17 protein-coding genes and 1 pseudogene are annotated in these 16,837 nt (G+C 75.2%); 10 read left to right on the forward strand and 8 right to left on the reverse strand.

What is annotated here, in order from left to right; all coding sequences use genetic code 11:
• Nucleotides 1-70: 70 nt before the first annotated feature.
• Nucleotides 71-646, reverse strand: a complete 576-nt coding sequence (locus tag PH190_RS19645) for a TetR family transcriptional regulator (protein WP_274233222.1) — start codon at nucleotides 644-646, stop codon at nucleotides 71-73.
• A 92-nt stretch (nucleotides 647-738) separates the two neighbouring features.
• Here PH190_RS19645 and PH190_RS19650 point away from each other — a divergent pair, with 92 nt between their 5' ends.
• Entirely contained in the window at nucleotides 739-1,776 is a 1,038-nt protein-coding gene (locus PH190_RS19650) for an NAD(P)-dependent alcohol dehydrogenase (protein ID WP_274233223.1), read from the forward strand.
• Here the strand turns inward: PH190_RS19650 and PH190_RS19655 are convergent.
• Nucleotides 1,769-2,719: a helix-turn-helix transcriptional regulator gene (locus PH190_RS19655; RefSeq protein ID WP_274233224.1), complete on the reverse strand. Its 951-nt coding sequence runs from the start codon at nucleotides 2,717-2,719 to the stop codon at nucleotides 1,769-1,771. The genes PH190_RS19650 and PH190_RS19655 overlap by 8 nt on opposite strands.
• Nucleotides 2,720-2,792: 73 nt before the next feature.
• Between PH190_RS19655 and PH190_RS19660 the strand changes: the two genes are divergently transcribed.
• A complete protein-coding gene (locus PH190_RS19660) occupies nucleotides 2,793-3,929 on the forward strand; it encodes an epoxide hydrolase family protein (protein ID WP_274233225.1) in 1,137 nt (378 codons plus the stop codon).
• Here PH190_RS19660 and PH190_RS19665 read toward each other — a convergent pair.
• Nucleotides 3,916-4,401 carry an aminoacyl-tRNA deacylase gene (locus tag PH190_RS19665; RefSeq protein WP_274233226.1) on the reverse strand — a complete coding sequence of 162 codons (486 nt, stop codon included), beginning with the start codon at nucleotides 4,399-4,401 and terminating at the stop codon, nucleotides 3,916-3,918. The two genes, PH190_RS19660 and PH190_RS19665, sit on opposite strands and share 14 nt — an antisense overlap.
• Nucleotides 4,402-4,738: 337 nt before the next feature.
• Between PH190_RS19665 and PH190_RS19670 the strand changes: the two are divergent.
• Both PH190_RS19670 and rsrA read left to right on the forward strand, forming a co-directional pair.
• Nucleotides 4,739-5,311: pseudogene (locus PH190_RS19670) on the forward strand (sigma-70 family RNA polymerase sigma factor); the annotation flags it as partial.
• A gap of 113 nt (nucleotides 5,312-5,424) precedes the next feature.
• Nucleotides 5,425-5,763 (forward strand): mycothiol system anti-sigma-R factor, encoded by a 339-nt coding sequence (gene rsrA / locus PH190_RS19675; RefSeq protein ID WP_274233227.1) that lies wholly within the window; start codon nucleotides 5,425-5,427, stop codon nucleotides 5,761-5,763.
• 81 nt (nucleotides 5,764-5,844) lie between these two features.
• Here rsrA and PH190_RS30865 read toward each other — a convergent pair whose 3' ends face one another.
• Nucleotides 5,845-5,919 (reverse strand): 50S ribosomal protein bL37, encoded by a 75-nt coding sequence (locus PH190_RS30865; protein ID WP_378034828.1) that lies wholly within the window; start codon nucleotides 5,917-5,919, stop codon nucleotides 5,845-5,847.
• 72 nt (nucleotides 5,920-5,991) lie between these two features.
• Between PH190_RS30865 and PH190_RS19680 the strand changes: the two genes are divergently transcribed.
• Nucleotides 5,992-7,473, forward strand: a complete 1,482-nt coding sequence (locus PH190_RS19680; protein ID WP_274233371.1) for a sensor histidine kinase — start codon at nucleotides 5,992-5,994, stop codon at nucleotides 7,471-7,473.
• A 245-nt stretch (nucleotides 7,474-7,718) separates the two neighbouring features.
• On the opposite strand, the gene PH190_RS19685 is transcribed toward PH190_RS19680, so the two are convergent.
• Nucleotides 7,719-7,973 (reverse strand): WhiB family transcriptional regulator, encoded by a 255-nt coding sequence (locus PH190_RS19685; protein ID WP_274198967.1) that lies wholly within the window; start codon nucleotides 7,971-7,973, stop codon nucleotides 7,719-7,721.
• A 481-nt stretch (nucleotides 7,974-8,454) separates the two neighbouring features.
• Nucleotides 8,455-9,375: a diacylglycerol/lipid kinase family protein gene (locus tag PH190_RS19690; RefSeq protein WP_274233228.1), complete on the reverse strand. Its 921-nt coding sequence runs from the start codon at nucleotides 9,373-9,375 to the stop codon at nucleotides 8,455-8,457.
• A 112-nt stretch (nucleotides 9,376-9,487) separates the two neighbouring features.
• On the opposite strand from PH190_RS19690, the gene PH190_RS19695 reads away from it, so the two are divergent.
• Entirely contained in the window at nucleotides 9,488-9,835 is a 348-nt protein-coding gene (locus PH190_RS19695) for a hypothetical protein (protein WP_274233229.1), read from the forward strand.
• Nucleotides 9,836-9,895: 60 nt separating this feature from the next.
• Complete coding sequence (locus PH190_RS19700) at nucleotides 9,896-10,453, forward strand: class I SAM-dependent methyltransferase (protein WP_274233372.1); 558 nt, start codon at nucleotides 9,896-9,898, stop codon at nucleotides 10,451-10,453.
• A 7-nt stretch (nucleotides 10,454-10,460) separates the two neighbouring features.
• Here the strand turns inward: PH190_RS19700 and PH190_RS19705 are convergent, their stop codons facing one another.
• Together PH190_RS19705 and sodN are read right to left on the reverse strand one after the other, a co-directional pair.
• Nucleotides 10,461-11,099: a histidine phosphatase family protein gene (locus tag PH190_RS19705; RefSeq protein WP_274233230.1), complete on the reverse strand. Its 639-nt coding sequence runs from the start codon at nucleotides 11,097-11,099 to the stop codon at nucleotides 10,461-10,463.
• A gap of 138 nt (nucleotides 11,100-11,237) precedes the next feature.
• Nucleotides 11,238-11,651: a superoxide dismutase, Ni gene (sodN, locus tag PH190_RS19710; protein ID WP_274233231.1), complete on the reverse strand. Its 414-nt coding sequence runs from the start codon at nucleotides 11,649-11,651 to the stop codon at nucleotides 11,238-11,240.
• Nucleotides 11,652-11,743: 92 nt separating this feature from the next.
• Between sodN and PH190_RS19715 the strand changes: the two genes are divergently transcribed.
• The 3 genes from PH190_RS19715 to PH190_RS19725 all read left to right on the forward strand — a co-directional run bounded on the left by PH190_RS19715 (nucleotide 11,744) and on the right by PH190_RS19725 (nucleotide 16,813).
• Nucleotides 11,744-12,085: a S24 family peptidase gene (locus PH190_RS19715; protein ID WP_274233232.1), complete on the forward strand. Its 342-nt coding sequence runs from the start codon at nucleotides 11,744-11,746 to the stop codon at nucleotides 12,083-12,085.
• Between the two features lie 268 nt (nucleotides 12,086-12,353).
• On the forward strand, nucleotides 12,354-13,601 hold the full coding sequence (locus PH190_RS19720; RefSeq protein ID WP_274233233.1) for an NAD(P)-dependent malic enzyme: 1,248 nt from the start codon (nucleotides 12,354-12,356) through the stop codon (nucleotides 13,599-13,601).
• A 482-nt stretch (nucleotides 13,602-14,083) separates the two neighbouring features.
• Nucleotides 14,084-16,813, forward strand: a complete 2,730-nt coding sequence (locus tag PH190_RS19725; protein WP_274233234.1) for a putative bifunctional diguanylate cyclase/phosphodiesterase — start codon at nucleotides 14,084-14,086, stop codon at nucleotides 16,811-16,813.
• Nucleotides 16,814-16,837 lie beyond the last annotated feature (24 nt).

The raw sequence follows: 16,837 nt of genomic DNA on the forward strand, positions 1-16,837 counted from the left end.
CCGCGAGGCGAACCCACCGACCTCACCGCAAGATCCCCGAAATTCAACGCTACGCGACGCTACCGACGCGTCAGCCGGGCCGGAACGCCCGCCGCGCCACGGCGTGCAGGGCGGTGCGGCGGCGCTCGTGGTCGGCGGCCGGGTCGTCCGGCGCGGCGGTGACCACGGTCGCCGCCGGCGACCAGGACATCGACAGCGCGATCACCAGCGAGTAGACGTCCGCGGGTGCCAGGTCCGGGTCGACCAGCCCGTCGGCCTGGGCGGACCGGATCGCGTCGAGCTTCGCGGCCGTGACGTCGCCGACGGAGGTCAGCAGGTCGCCGGTCGGCACCCGCTCCAGGCGCGCCCATGTCGCGAGCAGGATGACCGACGGCTTCTCGAGGTAGGCGTCGTAGAGGCGCACCGCGTAGCCCGCCAGGTCGGTCGCGTCGAACGGGACGAGGTCCACGATGAGCGCGAGGTGCTCGGCGAACACGGCGTCGAACAGGCCGTCCTTCGACGAGAACCAGGCGTAGATCTGCGCCTTGTTGGCCTCGGCCGCGTCGGCGATCCGGTCGACGCGCGCGCCGGCGATGCCGTAGCGCGAGAACTCCGCGGTGGCGGCGTCGAGGAGTCGGCGGCGCGTGGCGGTCCCGTCCCTCGGCATGACCCGACCATAACCAACCGTTCAGTTGCGATCCACCGCCCGCCGCCCTACGGTGAAAGCAACCAACCGGTTAGTCATGAGGAGGATCCACCATGCGCCAGGTCACGGGATGGGCCGCCCACACCCCGGGCGACGCCCCGCGCTCCTGGGCGTTCGCCCGGCGCGACCCGCGCCCGGCCGACGTCGTCGTCCGCATCACCCACTGCGGCGTCTGCGCGACCGACCGGCACGCCCTCGCGTCCGGCGACCCGGCCGCGTTCCCGCTGGTCGCGGGCCACGAGATGACCGGGGTGGTCGAGGGGGTCGGCGACGAGGTCACCGACCTGCGCCCCGGCGACCGCGTCGCCGTCGGCAACATCATCGACTCCTGCCGGACCTGCCCGCCGTGCCGCGCCGGGCGCGAGAACGACTGCGAGGCCTTCCCGACCCTGACCTACGGCGGCGAGGACCGCGTCTCCGGCGGCGTCACCCAGGGCGGGTTCTCGACCGAGATCGTCGTCGACCGCCACTTCGTCTACGCCCTGCCCGACGCCCTCGACCCGGCGGGCGCGGCCCCGCTGCTCTGCGCCGGGATCACCACCTGGTCGCCGCTGCGCCGGTTCGGCGCGGGCCCGGGGACGACGGTCGGCGTCGTCGGGGTCGGCGGGCTCGGGCACCTCGCGATCAGGTTCGCCCACGCCCTGGGCGCCGAGACGGTCGCCCTGACCACCAGCGAGGCGAAGGCCGACGCCGCGAAGGTGCTGGGCGCCGACGACGTCGTCCTCACCCGTGACCCCGACGCGCTCGCCCGCCAGACCCGCCGCTTCGACCTGCTCGTCGACACCACGGGGCACCCGCTCGACCCCGCGCCGTACCTCAATGCGCTCGCGGTGGACGGCACCTACGTCCTCGCCGGCATCCCGCCGCAGCCGCTGCAGATCGACCCGATGAGCCTCGTCGTCGGCGAGAAGAGGATCGCCGGCACCGGCAGCGGCGGCGTGCCCGCCACCCGCGAGATGCTCGACGTCGCGGCCGAGCACGGGATCGTCGCCGACGTCGAGGTCGTGACGCCCGACCGTCTCGGCGAGGCCCTGGACCGGCTGGGGCGCGGGGACGTGCGCTTCCGGTTCGTGGTGGAGATGCCTAGCTGACCGCCCGGAGGTACCGCTCGCCCGTCGTCCGCAGCTGGGCGACGAGCGCGGGCGGACCCTCGACGCGGAAGTCGAGGTCGAGCATGCCGACGTAGGCCGCGAGGGTGGCGACGCTGTCCGCGCCTGTGACGAGCACGCAGGTCCGCGCGTCGCGGGTCTCGACCACCCCGACCGCGGGGTTGATCCGCGCCAGCACCGCCGACGCCGGCGCGTGGACGAGGACCCGCGCGTGCACCGTCCAGCCGCGGACGGCGACCTCGCGCAGCACCAGGTCGGTGAGGTCCTCGGGCGGCTCGACGGGGGTGAAGGGCGGGCCGCCCGGGACGCGCAGCTCCAGGCCGTCGGCGCGCAGCACGGTCCACGTCCCGCGCTCCGGCGAGCGCACCACGACGTACCAGCGGCGCTGCCAGCTCACGAGGCGGTAGGGCTCGAGGACCCGGGCGGGGCCCTCCGGGTCCGCGACCCGCAGCGCCGTGCGGTCCCGGATCGCCTCGGCGACGGTGCGCAGGAGGGCGGGGTCGACCTCGGGGTCGGGGGCGTCGGAGGTGGTGTTCGCCGGGCCCGCGGTCGTGGCCGCGGTCAGCGCGGCGACGGTGCGGCGCAGACGGTGGGGCAGGACGCGCTCGAGCTTGGTGAGCGCGCGTCCCGCCGCCTCGCGGGTCCCGGCGGGCCCGGTGCCGGCGCGCAGCCCGAGGGCGACGGCGACGGCCTCGTCGTCGTCGAGGAGCAGCGGCGGCAGCGACGCCCCGACGCCGAGCCGGTAGTGGCCGGCCCGCCCGGTCGCGGCGTCGACGGGGTAGCCGAGCTCGCGCAGCCGCGCGACGTCGTTGCGCACCGTCCGGACGCCGACGCCGAGGCGCTCGGCGAGCTCCGGACCGGGCCAGTCGGGCCGGGACTGCAGCAGCGAGAGGAGGGCCAGCATCCGGGCCGCGGTGTCGCGCACGATGGCGAGGATGCCGGAGAACGCCGGAGAACGAGGAACGATCGGTACCTGGTTGCTCCCTACCGTTCTCCCCATGAGCAGCGCGGACATCACCCCCTTCACCGTCGACGTCCCCCAGGCCGACCTCGACGACCTCGCCGACCGCCTCGCCCGCACCCGCCTCCCGCGGCCCGCGCCCGGCGACGACTGGGACTACGGCACCCCGAACCACTACCTCGCCGGCATGGTCGAGCGCTGGCGCACCACCTTCGACTGGCGCGCGCAGGAGGCGCGCATGAACGCCGTGCCGCAGTACCGCACCGAGATCGACGGCCAGACGATCCACTTCGTGCACGTGCCCTCGGCGGAGGCGGACGCGACCCCGCTGCTCCTGCTGCACACCTACCCCGGGTCGTTCGCCGAGTTCCTCGACCTCGTCGGCCCGCTCACCGACCCCGTCGCCCACGGCGGGCGTGCGCAGGACGCGTTCTCGGTGGTCGTGCCGTCGATGCCGGGCTTCGCGTTCTCGATGCCGCTGGACGAGCGCGGGTGGACCACGGCGCGCATCGCCCGCACCTACGACGCGCTGATGCGCCGCCTCGGGTACGACGCCTACGGCGCCCACGGCAGCGACGCCGGCGCGCTGCTCGCCCGCGAGATCGGCCTGCTCGACCCGCCCGGCTTCCTCGGCCTGCACGTGCTGCAGCTGTTCAGCTTCCCCTCGGGCGACCCGTCGGAGTTCGAGCGCCTCGAGCCGTCGGACTACGCCGGGCTCGAGCACATGGAGTGGTTCCAGCGGGTCGGCGGCTACAACACGATGAACGCCTCACGCCCCCAGACGGTCGCCGTCGGGCTCGCCGACTCGCCGGTCGCGCAGCTCGCCTACGACGAGCTCTTCAACGCCTTCGGCAACGGGACGAGCCTGGTCACCGAGGACCAGATCCTCACCCAGGCCTCGCTCTACTGGCTCACCAACACCGCGTCCACGGCCGTGCGCTTCTACCGCGAGGACGCGCAGGCCGGCGCGGAGGGTTCAGCGCCGCGGGTCAGCGCCGCGCGCACCGGGGTGCAGGTGTTCGCCGACGACTTCCAGACGATCAAGGTGTTCGCCGAGCGCGACAACACGGGTATCGTGCACTGGAGCCGCCACTCCCGCGGCGGGCACTTCGCGGCGCTGGAGGTGCCCGAGGCGATCGTCGCCGACCTGCGGGTGTTCTTCAGCCAGAGCTGATCTCCGCCAGGTCGCCGCCGGTCGCGGCGACCAGGTCGTCGGGGGCCAGCTCCACCTGCAGGCCCCGGCGACCGGCCGAGCAGAAGACGGTCGCGTGGTCGGCCACCGAGAGGTCGACCACGACGTCCAGCGGCTGCCGGCTGCCGAGCGGGGCGATGCCTCCGACGACGGAGCCGGTGAGCCGCTGGGCCACGGCGGGGTCGGCCATCACCGCCCGCTTCCCGCCCCGCGCGGCGGCGAGGGCCTTGAGGTCGAGGGTCCCGGCCACCGGCACCATCGCCAGCACCGGCGTCCCGTCCACCTCGGCGACCAGCGTCTTGAACACCCGGCGGGGGTCGAGGCCGAGGGCCTCGGCGGCCCCGGTGCCGTAGGCCCTGGTGCCGGGCGCCGTGTAGGGGTGCGTCGTGTACGCGACGCCGGCGTCGTCGAGCGCGGCCAGGGCCGGGGTCGCCGCCGCCGCTCGTCGCGCCACGGCGGCCGAGGGTAGTCCGGGGTGGGACGGTGTCGGTGGGGGCGGACCCGGGCAGGGGAATCGCGGACCTGGTCACGGCGTTGAGCCGGACATGCCAGCAGTGTTGACGATGGCGGCGCTCGACACGGCCGAGACGGCCGTGCCTGCTGCCGCGACGCCGTACCACGGCGTGACGTCGTCCGCGGGGCGGGATGTCCTGCGCCCGGCGCGGGTAGTCTCCCCGGGATTCAACGACGTCCCGACCGCGCCGAGGGCGCGGCCCGAAGGGAGCCCCGTGGCCGACGCGGCGAGGGCCCGTTCTCGCGACGAGACCCCTGACGAGAGCGACCAGGTCGACGTGGCGTCCGAGACGCCCGCCCAGCGTGCCGAGCGCTTCGAGCGCGACGCGATGCCCATGGTCGACCAGCTCTACGCGGCGGCGCTGCGGATGACCCGCAACCCCGCCGACGCCGAGGACCTGGTGCAGGAGACGGTGCTCAAGGCGTACTCCTCGTTCGCCTCGTTCACGCCCGGGACCAACCTCAAGGCGTGGCTGTACCGCATCCTCACCAACTCCTACATCAACACCTACCGCAAGCGGCAGCGCCAGCCCCAGCAGTCGCCCACCGAGGAGATCACCGACTGGCAGCTCGCCCAGGCCGGCGAGCACAGCTCGGCGGGCCTGCCGTCGGCCGAGGCCGAGGCGCTGGAGAACCTGCCCGACACCGACATCCGCGACGCGCTGCAGAACCTCCCCGACGACTTCCGGATGGCGGTGTACCTCGCCGACGTCGAGGGCTTCGCCTACAAGGAGATCGCCGAGATCATGGGCACGCCCATCGGCACGGTGATGTCGCGGCTGCATCGGGGACGCCGGCAGCTGCGCGAGGCGCTGACCGACACCGCCCGCGACCGCGGCTTCATCCGTGACGGCGTGGGCGGTGGTGTGGGCGGTGGTGACGGTGCGGCGCGCGACGGCGCGTCCCGTGACGACGCGGTCCGCGACGGTGCGGACCGGGTGACCACCCGAGAGGGGGCCGGACGATGAGCTGCGGGGAGCCCCACGAGACCGACTGCTCCGAGGTCCTCGCCGAGGTGTGGCTGCTGCTCGACCACGAGTGCGACGAGGACCGCGACGCCCAGCTGCGCCGCCACCTCGACGAGTGCGGCCCCTGCCTCGCGCGCTACGGCCTCGAGGAGAAGGTGAAGACCCTGCTCAGTCGCAGCTGCGGCAGCGAGCACGCCCCCGAGGGCCTGCACCAGCGGCTGCGCGAGCAGATCCGCGCCACGGTGCTCGAGCAGGCCGAGGTGACCGTCGAGCGCAGCGCCGCCGGCACCGTCGTCGAGGTCAACCAGACCCGCGTGGAGTCCTGGCGCAGCTGACACGACCCGGAACGCCGGAGGGCCCGTCCGCGATCGTCGCGGACGGGCCCTCCGTACGTCGTTCGTGCTGGGGGCAGGCGCTCAGCTGTTGGGGCGCTTGCCGTGGTTGCTGGCCTTCTTCTTGCGGTCCCGCTTCTGGCGCGCGCGCTTCGACATGTGCCCATCGTCCCACGTCGGTCGGCGGTGGCGGTGCGGTGGCATGATCCGGTGGTGAACCGCGCGCGACCGGTGTCGACGCTGCAGAACCTGCTCGCGGCCCACACGGCGCTCTCCGGGACCGCGGCCGCCCACCTGCAGCGCGTGGTCGCCGAATGGCAGCTGCTCGCCGACCTGTCCTTCGCCGACTTCCTGCTCTGGGTGCAGACCGCGGACGGCGGGTTCCTGTGCGTCGCGCAGAGCCGCCCGACGACGACGGCGACCGCCCACCCCGAGGACATGGTCGGCGCGGTCGCCTCGGCCAGCCAGCGCCCCCAGCTCGAGCGGGCGCTGCAGGACGCCGTGCTGCGCCGCGAGGACCAGCCGCGCTGGCACCGGGGCCGGTCGGTGCGCCGCGAGGTGGTGCCGGTGCGCGAGCCCGGCGGTGGCGTCGTCGCCGTCCTGGGCCGCGACACCAACCTCGCCGCGCCCCGCGTCCCGAGCACGCTGGAGATCTCCTACCTGGCCGTCGCCACCGACCTGTGCCAGATGATCGCCGACGGCACCTTCCCGACCGCCGAGGGGCACGACGAGGGCCGCTCGTCGCCGCGGGTGGGCGACGGGCTGGTGCGCATCAGCACCAGCGGTCGCGTGCTCTACGCCAGCCCCAACGCGTCCTCGGCGTTCCACCGCCTCGGCTGGAGCGAGGAGCTCGTCGGCGCGGACCTCGCCGCCGTCGTCCGCGAGGTCGCCGACGACGCCTTCGAGGGCAGCGAGGCGAGCGAGCACGTGCGCGGCGCGCTGGCCGGCACCCCCTCCCAGCGCGCCGAACTGACCGGTCACGGCGCCACCGCCGTCCTGCGGGCCCTCCCGCTGCACCCGCGCGGCGTGCCCAGCGGCGCGCTCGTCCTGGTCCGCGACGTCACCGACGTCCGCCGCCGCGACCGGGCCCTGCTCAGCAAGGACGCGACGATCCGCGAGATCCACCACCGCGTGAAGAACAACCTGCAGACCGTCGCGGCCCTCCTGCGCCTGCAGGCCCGCCGCACGCCGCACACCGAGGCCCAGGAGGCGCTCACGGAGTCGGTGCGCCGGGTCGCGTCGATCGCGCTGGTGCACGAGGCGCTCGCGGCGTCGGTGGACGAGAAGGTCGACATCGACGAGGTGCTCGACCGCGTCCTGCCGATGATGAACGACCTCGCCCGCCCCGGCGCCCGCGTCGACATGCGCCGGGAGGGCCGGGTGGGCGTGCTGCCGGCGGTGATGGCCACCCCGCTGGTGATGGTGGTGACCGAGCTGGTGTCCAACGCCCTCGAGCACGGCTTCGCCGAGCGGGCCTCGGGGTCGGTCGTCATCGCGGCGTCCCGGACCGCCGCCCAGCTGGAGGTGGAGGTCCGCGACGACGGGCGCGGCCTGCCCGAGACGTTCTCGCTGGAGCGGGCCACCGGCCTGGGCCTGCAGATCGTGCGCACGCTCGTCGACTCCGAGCTGGCCGGCACCCTGCGCCTGCGCCCGGGCGACGAGGCCGGCACGCGGGCGGTGCTGCGGGTGCCGCTGGAGCACCGGGGCCGCTGAGCAGGTCGCCGAGCAGGTCGCCGAGCAGGTCGCCGAGCAGGTCGCCGAGCAGGTCGCTGAACAGGTCCGGACGCACCGAGGCCCCGGTCCGTCCGTGGGGACGGAACCGGGGCCTCGGGGTCCTGCTGGGTTCCTGCTGGGGTTCGTGCTGTCAGCGGGTCTGTGTCGAGCTGGGTGCCGGACGCGTGGGGAGCGAGCGTCCGGCACGACCCGTGATCGCGACGCCGGGGAGCGTGGCGGCGCGATCAGAACCCGGTGTGCACCTCGGGCCGGATGCCGTGGCGCTTGAGCGCGCGGCGCTCGTCCTCGCTCGCGCCGCCCCAGACACCCGCGTCCTGACCCGACTCGAGCGCCCACTTCAGGCACTCGGTCATCGCCGGGCAACGCCGGCAGACACTTTTCGCGCGAGCGATCTGGGAGAGCGCGGGGCCGCTCGTACCGACGGGGAAGAACAGTTCCGGGTCCTCGTCGCGGCAAGCAGCGTCGTTCCGCCAGTCCATCGTTGATGTGCTCCTCGGTGGGGCGCTTCGGGGTGCGCACCCGTCGTGGTCGTCGTGTTCTCGACGTCGCCGCGGGCCCGTGGGGGGCCCGCGACCTGCCGGTGGAGACCGGGGACCTTCGCTGTCGCCCTGTCTCCCGCCCGCCGATCGCACTTCCACGACGGCGGACCCACCCGGTCCGAACTCGCGACCCTCACGGGCGGCGCGTCCTTCCCGGTATTCGCGGGGGATGCGAAACAATCTGCAGGACGTGACCGAGGAGATCGAGTGCCAAGCGGCTCGACGGGCGAACTCGGTCGGTGAGTGGAATAGCGCGGACCGTCATGACCGTCCGGCTGCGACGAGCGACGACCACAGCACGACGAACCGTCCACCCGTCCGGGGTTCCACGACGAGCGGTCAGCAGCTGGGCTCGATTCAGAAGCCCGCCGACGGCCGGTCACGGCTCACACCGAATTCACTCCCGGCCGGTTTCGGGCGCTCAGACGACCACGCGCAGGGCGTCCGGGACGGCCACGAACTCGACGTCGCTGCGCCGGCCGAGGTGGTCGCCGTCCACCTGGAGGTTGACCGGCTCCTCGCTGGTGATCCGCAGCGCGGGCACGTCGTCGTGCCGCACGACCGACGTCAGACCGCTCGCGCCCTCGGCGCTGAGGACCTGCGACACGAGGCGCAGCACCGTCGGCAGGCCGACCGAGCGCAGCGCGAAGAGCCCGAGGCCGCCGCCGAACGAGCAGCCGGGGTTGGTGCGCACCGGGCGGGCGCCCAGGTAGGTCCAGGGGTCGGTGTTGGACACGAGCGCGAGGCGCACGCCGTGGACCGGCTCCTCGCCGGCGATCTCGACGGTGAGGTCGGGCGGGTCGAGGCGGGTGCGCGTCCAGCGGCGGATCGAGGTGGCGACGTAGCGGGTCGGGGTCGCCTCCCGGCCCCGGCCGCGGGCGCGCTCCATCGACGCGATGACGTCGGCGTCCCAGCCGAGCCCGGCGTTGAAGCTGAACCACCGCTCGTCGGCACGCCCCAGGCCGACGGTGCGCGAGCGGCTCTCGGCGATGGCCCCCAGCAGCGTGTGGGTGGCCTCCAGCGGCTCGCGGGGCACGCCCAGCGCGCGGGCGAAGACGTTGGCCGAGCCGCCGGGCACGACGCCCAGCGCGGGCACGTGCTCGCCGGGCCCGTCGGCGAGCAGGCCGTTGAGCGCCTCGTTCACCGTGCCGTCGCCGCCGAGCACGATGACGAGGTCGACGGCCTCGGCGCGGGCGCGGGCCGCGAGCTCGGCGGCGTGGCCCCGGTAGCGGGTGGCGACGACGTCCAGCTTGATCTCGCTCGCGAGCGCGTGCGCGATGACGTCCTGACCGGCCGCCGTCGTCGTGGTGGCCGAGGGATTGGCCACGAGCAGCGCACGCACGGCGCTCACCGTAGACGGCCTTCCCCCTCCGGTCGGGGGGTGCGGTCCCTCGATGTCGCCGATCTCTCGGCCGACCGAGGGATGCGGGTGCTCGCGGCCTACCCTGTTCGGCGTGACACCACCGCGCCCCGTGCGTCTCGCGGCACTCGGCGTGCTCGCCGAGGGGGTGGTGGGCGTCGTCGTCGCGGCGCTCCTGGTGGCCGCCGGCGTGGTGTTCTCGGTGTGGGGCTTCGTCGCGCTGCTCGGCCTCGCGCTGGTGGTCGTGGCGGTGGCGTTGCTGCGCGGTCAGCGCAGTGCCCGGGGCCCGGCGCTCGTCGCGCAGCTGCTGACCATCGGCTGCGCCTTCTACGCCGCCGTGCCCTCCGGGCGCCCGGAGTGGGGTGTGCCGGTGCTCCTCGCCGCTGCCGTGGTGCTCTACGGCCTCCTGTGCGCGCCCGCGCGCGCGTGGGCGGAGGAGTAGGGAGTCTCCCGGCGGCCTGTCGGAGCCGGCGGCGGCGACCTAGCGTCGGTGGACGTGCCGATGAACGCGCTGCACCGCCGGTTGTGCCGCTCCGAACGCTGGGCCGCGCGGATGCACGGCGAGGTCCTGCCGTGGGCGCTCGAGGGCGTCGACCTCGGCGGCGACGTCCTGGAGATCGGGCCGGGCTACGGCGTGACGACCCACTGGCTCGCCGAGCGGGCCGGCGCGCTGACCGCCGCCGAGGTCGACCCGCGCCTGGCGAAGGACCTGGGCCGGGCGATGGGCGAGCGCGTCGACGTGCGCACCGCCGACGGGACGCGCCTGCCGTTCGCCGACGCCAGCTTCGACGCCGTCGTCTGCTTCACCGTGCTCCACCACGTGTCCTCGCCCGCCGCGCAGGACCGCGTCTTCGCCGAGGCGGCGCGCGTCCTGCGTCCCGGCGGGGTGTTCGCGGGCTCGGACAGCCGGCGCAGCCTGCGCTTCCGGCTGCTCCACGTCGGCGACACGATGGTGGTCGTCGACCCGGCCACCCTCCCCGACCGCCTGCGGGGGGCGGGCTTCCACGTGGCCACCGCGGACGCGGGGGAGCGGTCGTTCCGGTTCCGGGCGCAGCGGTAGCGACCGCTCAGTAGCGGTCCGCGGGCGGGGGCGGGGCCGCGACGAGCCCGCCGGGGGCGTTGAGCAGGTCGATGCGCGGCACGCCGCGCTCGTGCCCCAGCACCGTCACCGACGCCGCGTCGAACGCGAACCCGACCCCGGCGGGGGCGTCGAGGCCCAGGTAGCGGGCGATGAGCACCCGGCCGGCGTGGCCGTGGCCGACGATGACGAGGTCGCGCTCGGCGAGCACCCGCTCGGCGTCGGCGATGACGTGGTCGAGGCGCTCGGCCACCTCGGGCGCGGTCTCGCCGCCCGGGCTGGGGTGGGTCCACACCGTCCAGCCGGGGTCGTCCTCGCGGATCTCTGGGGTCGTGCGGCCCTCGTAGGCGCCGTAGTCCCACTCGACGAGGTCCTCGCGGGTGGTGGAGGGCTCCAGCCCGGCCAGGCGGGCGGTGTCGACGGCGCGCCGGCGCGGGCTCGTCCACACCTCGGGTGCGGGCAGGTCGGCGCCGCGCAGGGTGACCAGCAGGCGCCCGGCGGTCCGCGCCGCCGCCTCGCCCGCCTCGGTGAGGGGGAGGTCGGTGCGGCTGGTGTGCCGGCCGTCGCGCGACCACTCGGTCTCGCCGTGGCGCAGGAGGTAGAGGCGTCCGACGGGGCTGTCGCTCACGGCGGGCCGGGTACCCCGGGCGATCGGTGACGACGCGGCGGCCGTTGGGGGTCCCCCCACGACGACGCGCCCGCTCCCGCGGTGCGGGGACGGGCGCGTCGGGTGGTGCGCAGGGTCGCGGCGGGGCCGCGGAGGGGCTCAGCCCTTCTTGGTCTCCCAGAAGATGTCCGAGATCTCGGCGATGTAGTCCAGCACCTGCTGCCCGCTCTGCGGGTCCATCGACGACTTGGCGCCGCCCTCACCGCCGCCGGCGGCCTTCGTGGCCTTGTTGAACAGCTCGTGGAGCTGCGGGTACTTCTCGAAGTGCGGCGGCTTGAAGTAGTCGGTCCACAGCACCCACAGGTGGTGCTTGACGAGGTCCGCGCGCTCCTCCTTGATCTGGATGGCGCGGGCCCGGAACGCCGGGTCCTCGTTGGCCTGGTACTTCTCCTGGATCGCCTTGACCGACTCGGCCTCGATCCGGGCCTGAGCCGGGTCGTAGACGCCGCAGGGGAGGTCGCAGTGCGCGGTGGCCTCCAGACGCGGACGCAGGACCCTGGAGAGCAGTCCCATCTCGCCTCCCTGTTCCTCGTGGGGAATGGTGATCGTTCCGACGTCAGAGAACGTACCCCTGTGACCGGGGACCGACACGTGGAGCGCCGCCGGTGAGGACCCCCCGCGAGCTGCTGGTCACGGTCGTGCGACGCCTCCCTCGCCGCGTCCTCGTCCGTGGCGGCTCGATGGCGCCGACGCTGCGTGACGGGGACGTCGTGCTCGCGCGGCCGGGCGCGGTGGTGCGGCCGGGGGAGCTCGCGCTCGTGCGGTGGGCGTCGCGGCCGCGGCAGCTCTCGGTCAAGCGGGCCGCGCTGGCGTTCGACGACGGCTGGTTCGTCGTGGGCGACGCCCCGACGGCGTCCACCGACTCGCGCACCCTCGGCCCGGCCGAGGTCCTCGGGCCCGTGCGGTGGCGGCTGTGGCCCCGTCCGGGGCGGCTGCGGGCGCGCTGAGGAGGCGCCGGAGCGAGAGGAGCCGGGACGACCCGCGGCGCGCCGGGTGACGAGGGACGCAGACACGACCCCCGCGGACGCGCGAGGATCGCCCGCACCGGGCGCAGGAGCGCAGCAATCCGCACCCGGGCCGCGCGCCCACCCGCGCCGACGGCCCGCCCGGCGCTCGCCGACCGCGGGCGCCGCCTCCACGTCCTCCCGTCCGGGTACCCCGGTGCCGCGATGTCCGTCGCAGTGCCGCGACCCCTCGATCTCGCTTGGAGCCCCCGTGAGCGACGCGAACGCCGACACGACCAGCAACCAGCCCTCCCTCGACGGCCGCGACATCACCGAGGAGGAGGTCTTCACGGCGCACGAGGGCGGCAAGCTCTCGATCGCCCCGACGGTCGGGCTCGCCGGCCGGCGCGACCTCGCCATCGCCTACACGCCCGGGGTCGCGAAGGTGTGCCGCGCGATCGCCGACGACAAGGCGCTCACCGCCCGCTACACGTGGACCCACCGGCTGGTCGCCGTGGTCAGCGACGGCACCGCCGTGCTCGGGCTCGGCGACATCGGCCCGCGCGCCTCGCTGCCGGTCATGGAGGGCAAGTCGGCGCTGTTCAAGGCGTTCGCCGACCTCGACTCCATCCCGCTGGTCCTCGAGACCACCGACGTCGACGAGATCGTCGAGACGCTCGTGCACCTGCGCCCGAGCTTCGGCGCGGTCAACCTCGAGGACATCGCGGCACCGCGCTGCTTCGAGATCGAGCGCCGGCTCGTCGAGGCGCTCGACTGCCCCGTCATGCACGACGACCAGCACGGCACCGCGATCGTCGTGCTCGCGGCCCTGCGCAACGCCGCCCGCGTCCTCGACCGCGACCTCGCCTCGCTCAAGGTGGTGGTCAGCGGCGCGGGCGCGTCCGGCGTGGCCTGCGCGAAGATCCTGCTCTCGGCGGGGGCGAGCGACGTCGTCGTGCTCGACTCCCGCGGGGTCATCCACGAGAGCCGCGAGCGCATGAACGTGGAGAAGATCGCGCTGGCCGAGCAGACGAACCCGCGCGGGGTGCGCGGCGACCTCGCCGACGCCGTCGCGGGATCCGACGTCTTCCTGGGCCTGTCCGGGTCGACGGTGCCCGAGTCGGTGATCGCCTCGATGGCCGACGGCGGCGTGGTGTTCGCGCTGTCCAACCCGGACCCCGAGATCGACCCGGCCGTCGCGCGCAAGCACGCCGCGGTCGTCGCCACCGGGCGCAGCGACTACCCGAACCAGATCAACAACGTGCTCGCGTTCCCCGGGGTGTTCGCCGGGGCCCTCGACGCGGCGGCCCGGCGCATCACCGAGGCGATGAAGCTCGCCGCGGCCGACGCGATCGCCGACATCGCCGCGGGCGACGAGGAGTTCGGCGCCGACCACATCGTCCCCAGCGCGCTCGACCCCCGGGTCGCGCCCGCCGTGGCGGCCGCCGTCGCGCAGGCCGCCGCCGACGAGGGCGTGGTGCGCCGCCACGTCGCCGAGGTCGCGGCCGAGCACCACTGAGCCGCTCTCGGGAGAAGTCGGTCGCCCACGATGGTGTAGCGCGCCGACACGTCGGGTACCGAGGAGGTGCCCAGTGGTCCGACGTATCGATGTCGCTCGCCCGGAGCACGCAGGATCCACCGATCGGTGGTTGCCGAGCGCTCGCGGCAGAAACCGGACCGCTCGTGGCTCACGGGACGCACCGTCGGTAGGTCGGCGAGCCGCACGTGGGTGACCAGGCGGTCGATCGGCGCAGCAGCACTGGGCCGTGTGCCGCTCGTCGTGGACGCCGTCCGCTTCGGCGCGACGACCGGTCGGTGTCCTCAAGGTCGATCGTCCGTGTCGTGCAGCAGAACGCGTGCGGACTCGCGGTCGCCGCGTGCCGTCCCTCCACGGGGTGATCCACCCGGACCCCCCTCGCGTTTCCTTCGTTGCCTGAGACAGACGCGGACGCACCGTTCCACCTCGGGACGGCGGGGTCCCCGCGAGCGAGGAGCGCAGACGTGGGCAGTGCCGTGCCGGTGCCGGGCTCGCGCGGCCTCGCCGTCGTCCACGGGGCGACGGGGGGTCGGCGGTCCGAGGCGCTCGCGGTCCTGCCCGGTGGCGACGGCCCGGAGGGCCCGGGCGGTGCGGGCGCGCTGCCGCCGGGGGCGGCGCTGCGCCACGACGCGTGCGGACGCCTCGTCGCCGTCCGCGACGCCGTCGCCCGCCTCGTCGACCCGACCGGCGGCCTCGAGCCCCACCAGATGCTCGGCCGGAAGGTCACCGACCTGCTCGCCGACGTCCACGCCGCCGACGGCGCCCCCGAGGGCCTCCTGTCCGCGCGGGTCCGGCGCCTCCTGGCACCGTCGCTGCCGGTCCAGGTGGTCGTGTGGCCGGACCGGACGGGCGGCGCGGTGCTCGTCCTGGTGCCGCAGGCCGAGCAGGCCCCCGAGCCCGCCCGCGAGCCGGCTCCCGCCCCGGCCGACCGCCCCCTCGCCTTCGAGCCGCCCACCGAGCCCCTGACCGGCCCGAGCGCCGCCGACGTCGAGCGCATCGCCGGCCTCGGGCACTGGCAGGTCGACCTCGCGACGGGCTCGGCGTGGCTCTCGCCGGTGCTCACCGAGCTGCTGGGCCTCGACACCCGCCCCGAGTGGCGTGCCGAGGGGCTGCTCGCCGCGCTGCACCCCGCGGACCGCGCCGGCTTCGTGCGCCGCTGGGAGGCCCTGGTCGGCGAGGGTGCGGCGCTGGAGGCCGAGGTGCGCCTCGGCGACGGCAGCGGCCGCATCCTGCAGGTGCACGCCGCGCGGCGCCCCGACCGCACGGTCCTCGGCACCGCCGCCGACGTCACCGGCCGGCGCCAGGCCGAGGAGCGGCTGCGCGCGCTGACCCAGCGCTTCACCGACCTGCTCGCCGTCGCCCCCGTCGGCATCGCGCTGTTCGACGACGACGAGCGCCTGGTCAAGGCCAACCAGGCGCTGTGCCGGCTGCTCGGGCAGGGCCCGGAGGCGCTGCGCGGCCGGCGCGCCGACGAGCTGCTCGACCTCGGCGCCGAGGCCGCCGCCGGCGCCGGCCCGGCGACGCCGCTGCTCGCGCGGCCCGCGGGCTCGGCGGGGTCGGTGAGCTGGTCCTGCTCCCCGCGGGCCCTGCGGCGCCGCGAGCGCGGCGCGGGCGGCGCCGACGCCGACGCGGTGTGGTGCGAGCTGCACGTCTCGGTGTCGGTGCACGACGACGGCGGCGTCACCCACCTCGTGGTGTTCACCGACGTCACCGACGCCCGCAAGGTCGAGGCGAGCCTGCGCCACCAGGCGATGCACGACGAGCTCACCGGCCTGCCGAACCGCCGCGCGCTGCAGACGACGGTGTCGCGGCTGCTCGCGGGCCCGACGGCGCGGCGCACGGGGCTGCTGTTCTGCGACCTCGACAACTTCAAGCGCGTCAACGACTCGCTCGGCCACGACGCCGGCGACGAGCTGCTCGTCGAGCTGGCCCAGCGCCTGCGCGACCGGCTGCCCGCCGGGTGCGCCGCCTCGCGCAGCGCCGGTGACGAGTTCGTCGTCGTGTGCGCCGACGTCGACCTGCACGGCGGGCTGGACGCGCTCTCGGCGACCGTCGCCGGCATCCTGCGCACCGCCATCCCGGTGCACGGCCAGCTCGTGCGCATCTCGGCGACGGTCGGCGCCGCGGTCGGCGCGACGGTGGGGCTCGGGGCGTCCGCCGGTCCGGACGCCCGCACCGACCCCGGCCGGCCCGACATCGACCCCACCGGCGACCCGGTGGAGCAGGTGCTGCGCCAGGAGCGCGCCACCGAGCTCGCCGGCCTCGAGCCCGCCCCGGTGCACCCGGGCACCGGCGATCTCATGCGCTTCGCCGACGCGGCCCTGTTCGAGGCCAAGAGCGGCGGCAACGGCCGCTTCGCCCTCGCCGACGAGGCCATCATGCGCGGCGCCGACGAGGCGCTGCGGATGGAGACGCAGCTGCGCGAGGCCATGGTCAACGACGAGCTCGTGCTGCACTTCCAGCCGGTCGTCGGGGCCGACGGGCGGGTGCAGACCGCCGAGGCGCTCGTGCGCTGGCAGCACCCCGAGCAGGGCCTGATCTTCCCGGACAAGTTCCTGCCCGTGGCCGAGGCCGCCGACCTGCTCGGCGAGCTCGACCGCTGGGTGCTGCGCACGGCGGTGCGCGAGGCCGCGGTGTGGCCGTCGTCCGGTCCGGACGGGACCCCGCCGTCGGTGGCGGTGAACCTCGCGGGCCTGCTGCCCGGCGACCCCGACTTCCTCGAGACCGTGCACGAGGCCGTCACCGACGCGGGCCTGCCGTTGGACCGCCTGGTGCTCGAGCTCGTCGAGACCTGCCTCGCCGACCTGCCCGCCACCACGCTGCGCGAGATGAACGAGCTGATCGCGGCGGGCGTGCGCTTCGCGGTCGACGACTTCGGCACCGGCTACTCGTCGCTCTCGCGCCTGACCGGCCTGCCCGCGCAGATCGTCAAGCTCGACCGCGGTTTCGTCCGGGGCGTCGCCACCGGCGAGTCCGACCGCGCCGTGGCCCGGGCCGTCGTCGACCTCACCGCGGCCATCGGCCAGGTGTGCGTCGCCGAGGGCGTGGAGGACGCCGACCAGTTCGCGGTGCTGCGCGACCTCGGCGTGCACGCCTACCAGGGCTGGCTCTTCGCCCGCGCGATGCCGGGCGAGGCGTTCACGCAGCTCCTGCGCCGCGGGCCGCTGACCCCGGAGGACCGCGCGGCCGGCTGAGGTCGGCGCTGAGACCGGGGTCAC

This window comes from Actinomycetospora straminea (assembly GCF_028737255.1).
In the GTDB taxonomy this organism is placed as follows: domain Bacteria; phylum Actinomycetota; class Actinomycetes; order Mycobacteriales; family Pseudonocardiaceae; genus Actinomycetospora; species Actinomycetospora straminea.

Bases quoted from the DNA above. Each gene is read 5' to 3' on its own strand.
- PH190_RS19650 (WP_274233223.1), top strand. From the start codon at position 739: ATGCGCCAGGTCACGGGATGGGCCGCCCACACCCCGGGCGACGCCCCG.
- sodN (WP_274233231.1), bottom strand. From the start codon at position 11,651: ATGGGACTGCTCTCCAGGGTCCTGCGTCCGCGTCTGGAGGCCACCGCG.
- PH190_RS19685 (WP_274198967.1), bottom strand. From the start codon at position 7,973: ATGGACTGGCGGAACGACGCTGCTTGCCGCGACGAGGACCCGGAACTG.
- PH190_RS19645 (WP_274233222.1), bottom strand. From the start codon at position 646: ATGCCGAGGGACGGGACCGCCACGCGCCGCCGACTCCTCGACGCCGCC.
- rsrA (WP_274233227.1), top strand. From the start codon at position 5,425: ATGAGCTGCGGGGAGCCCCACGAGACCGACTGCTCCGAGGTCCTCGCC.
- PH190_RS19660 (WP_274233225.1), top strand. From the start codon at position 2,793: ATGAGCAGCGCGGACATCACCCCCTTCACCGTCGACGTCCCCCAGGCC.
- PH190_RS19700 (WP_274233372.1), top strand. From the start codon at position 9,896: ATGAACGCGCTGCACCGCCGGTTGTGCCGCTCCGAACGCTGGGCCGCG.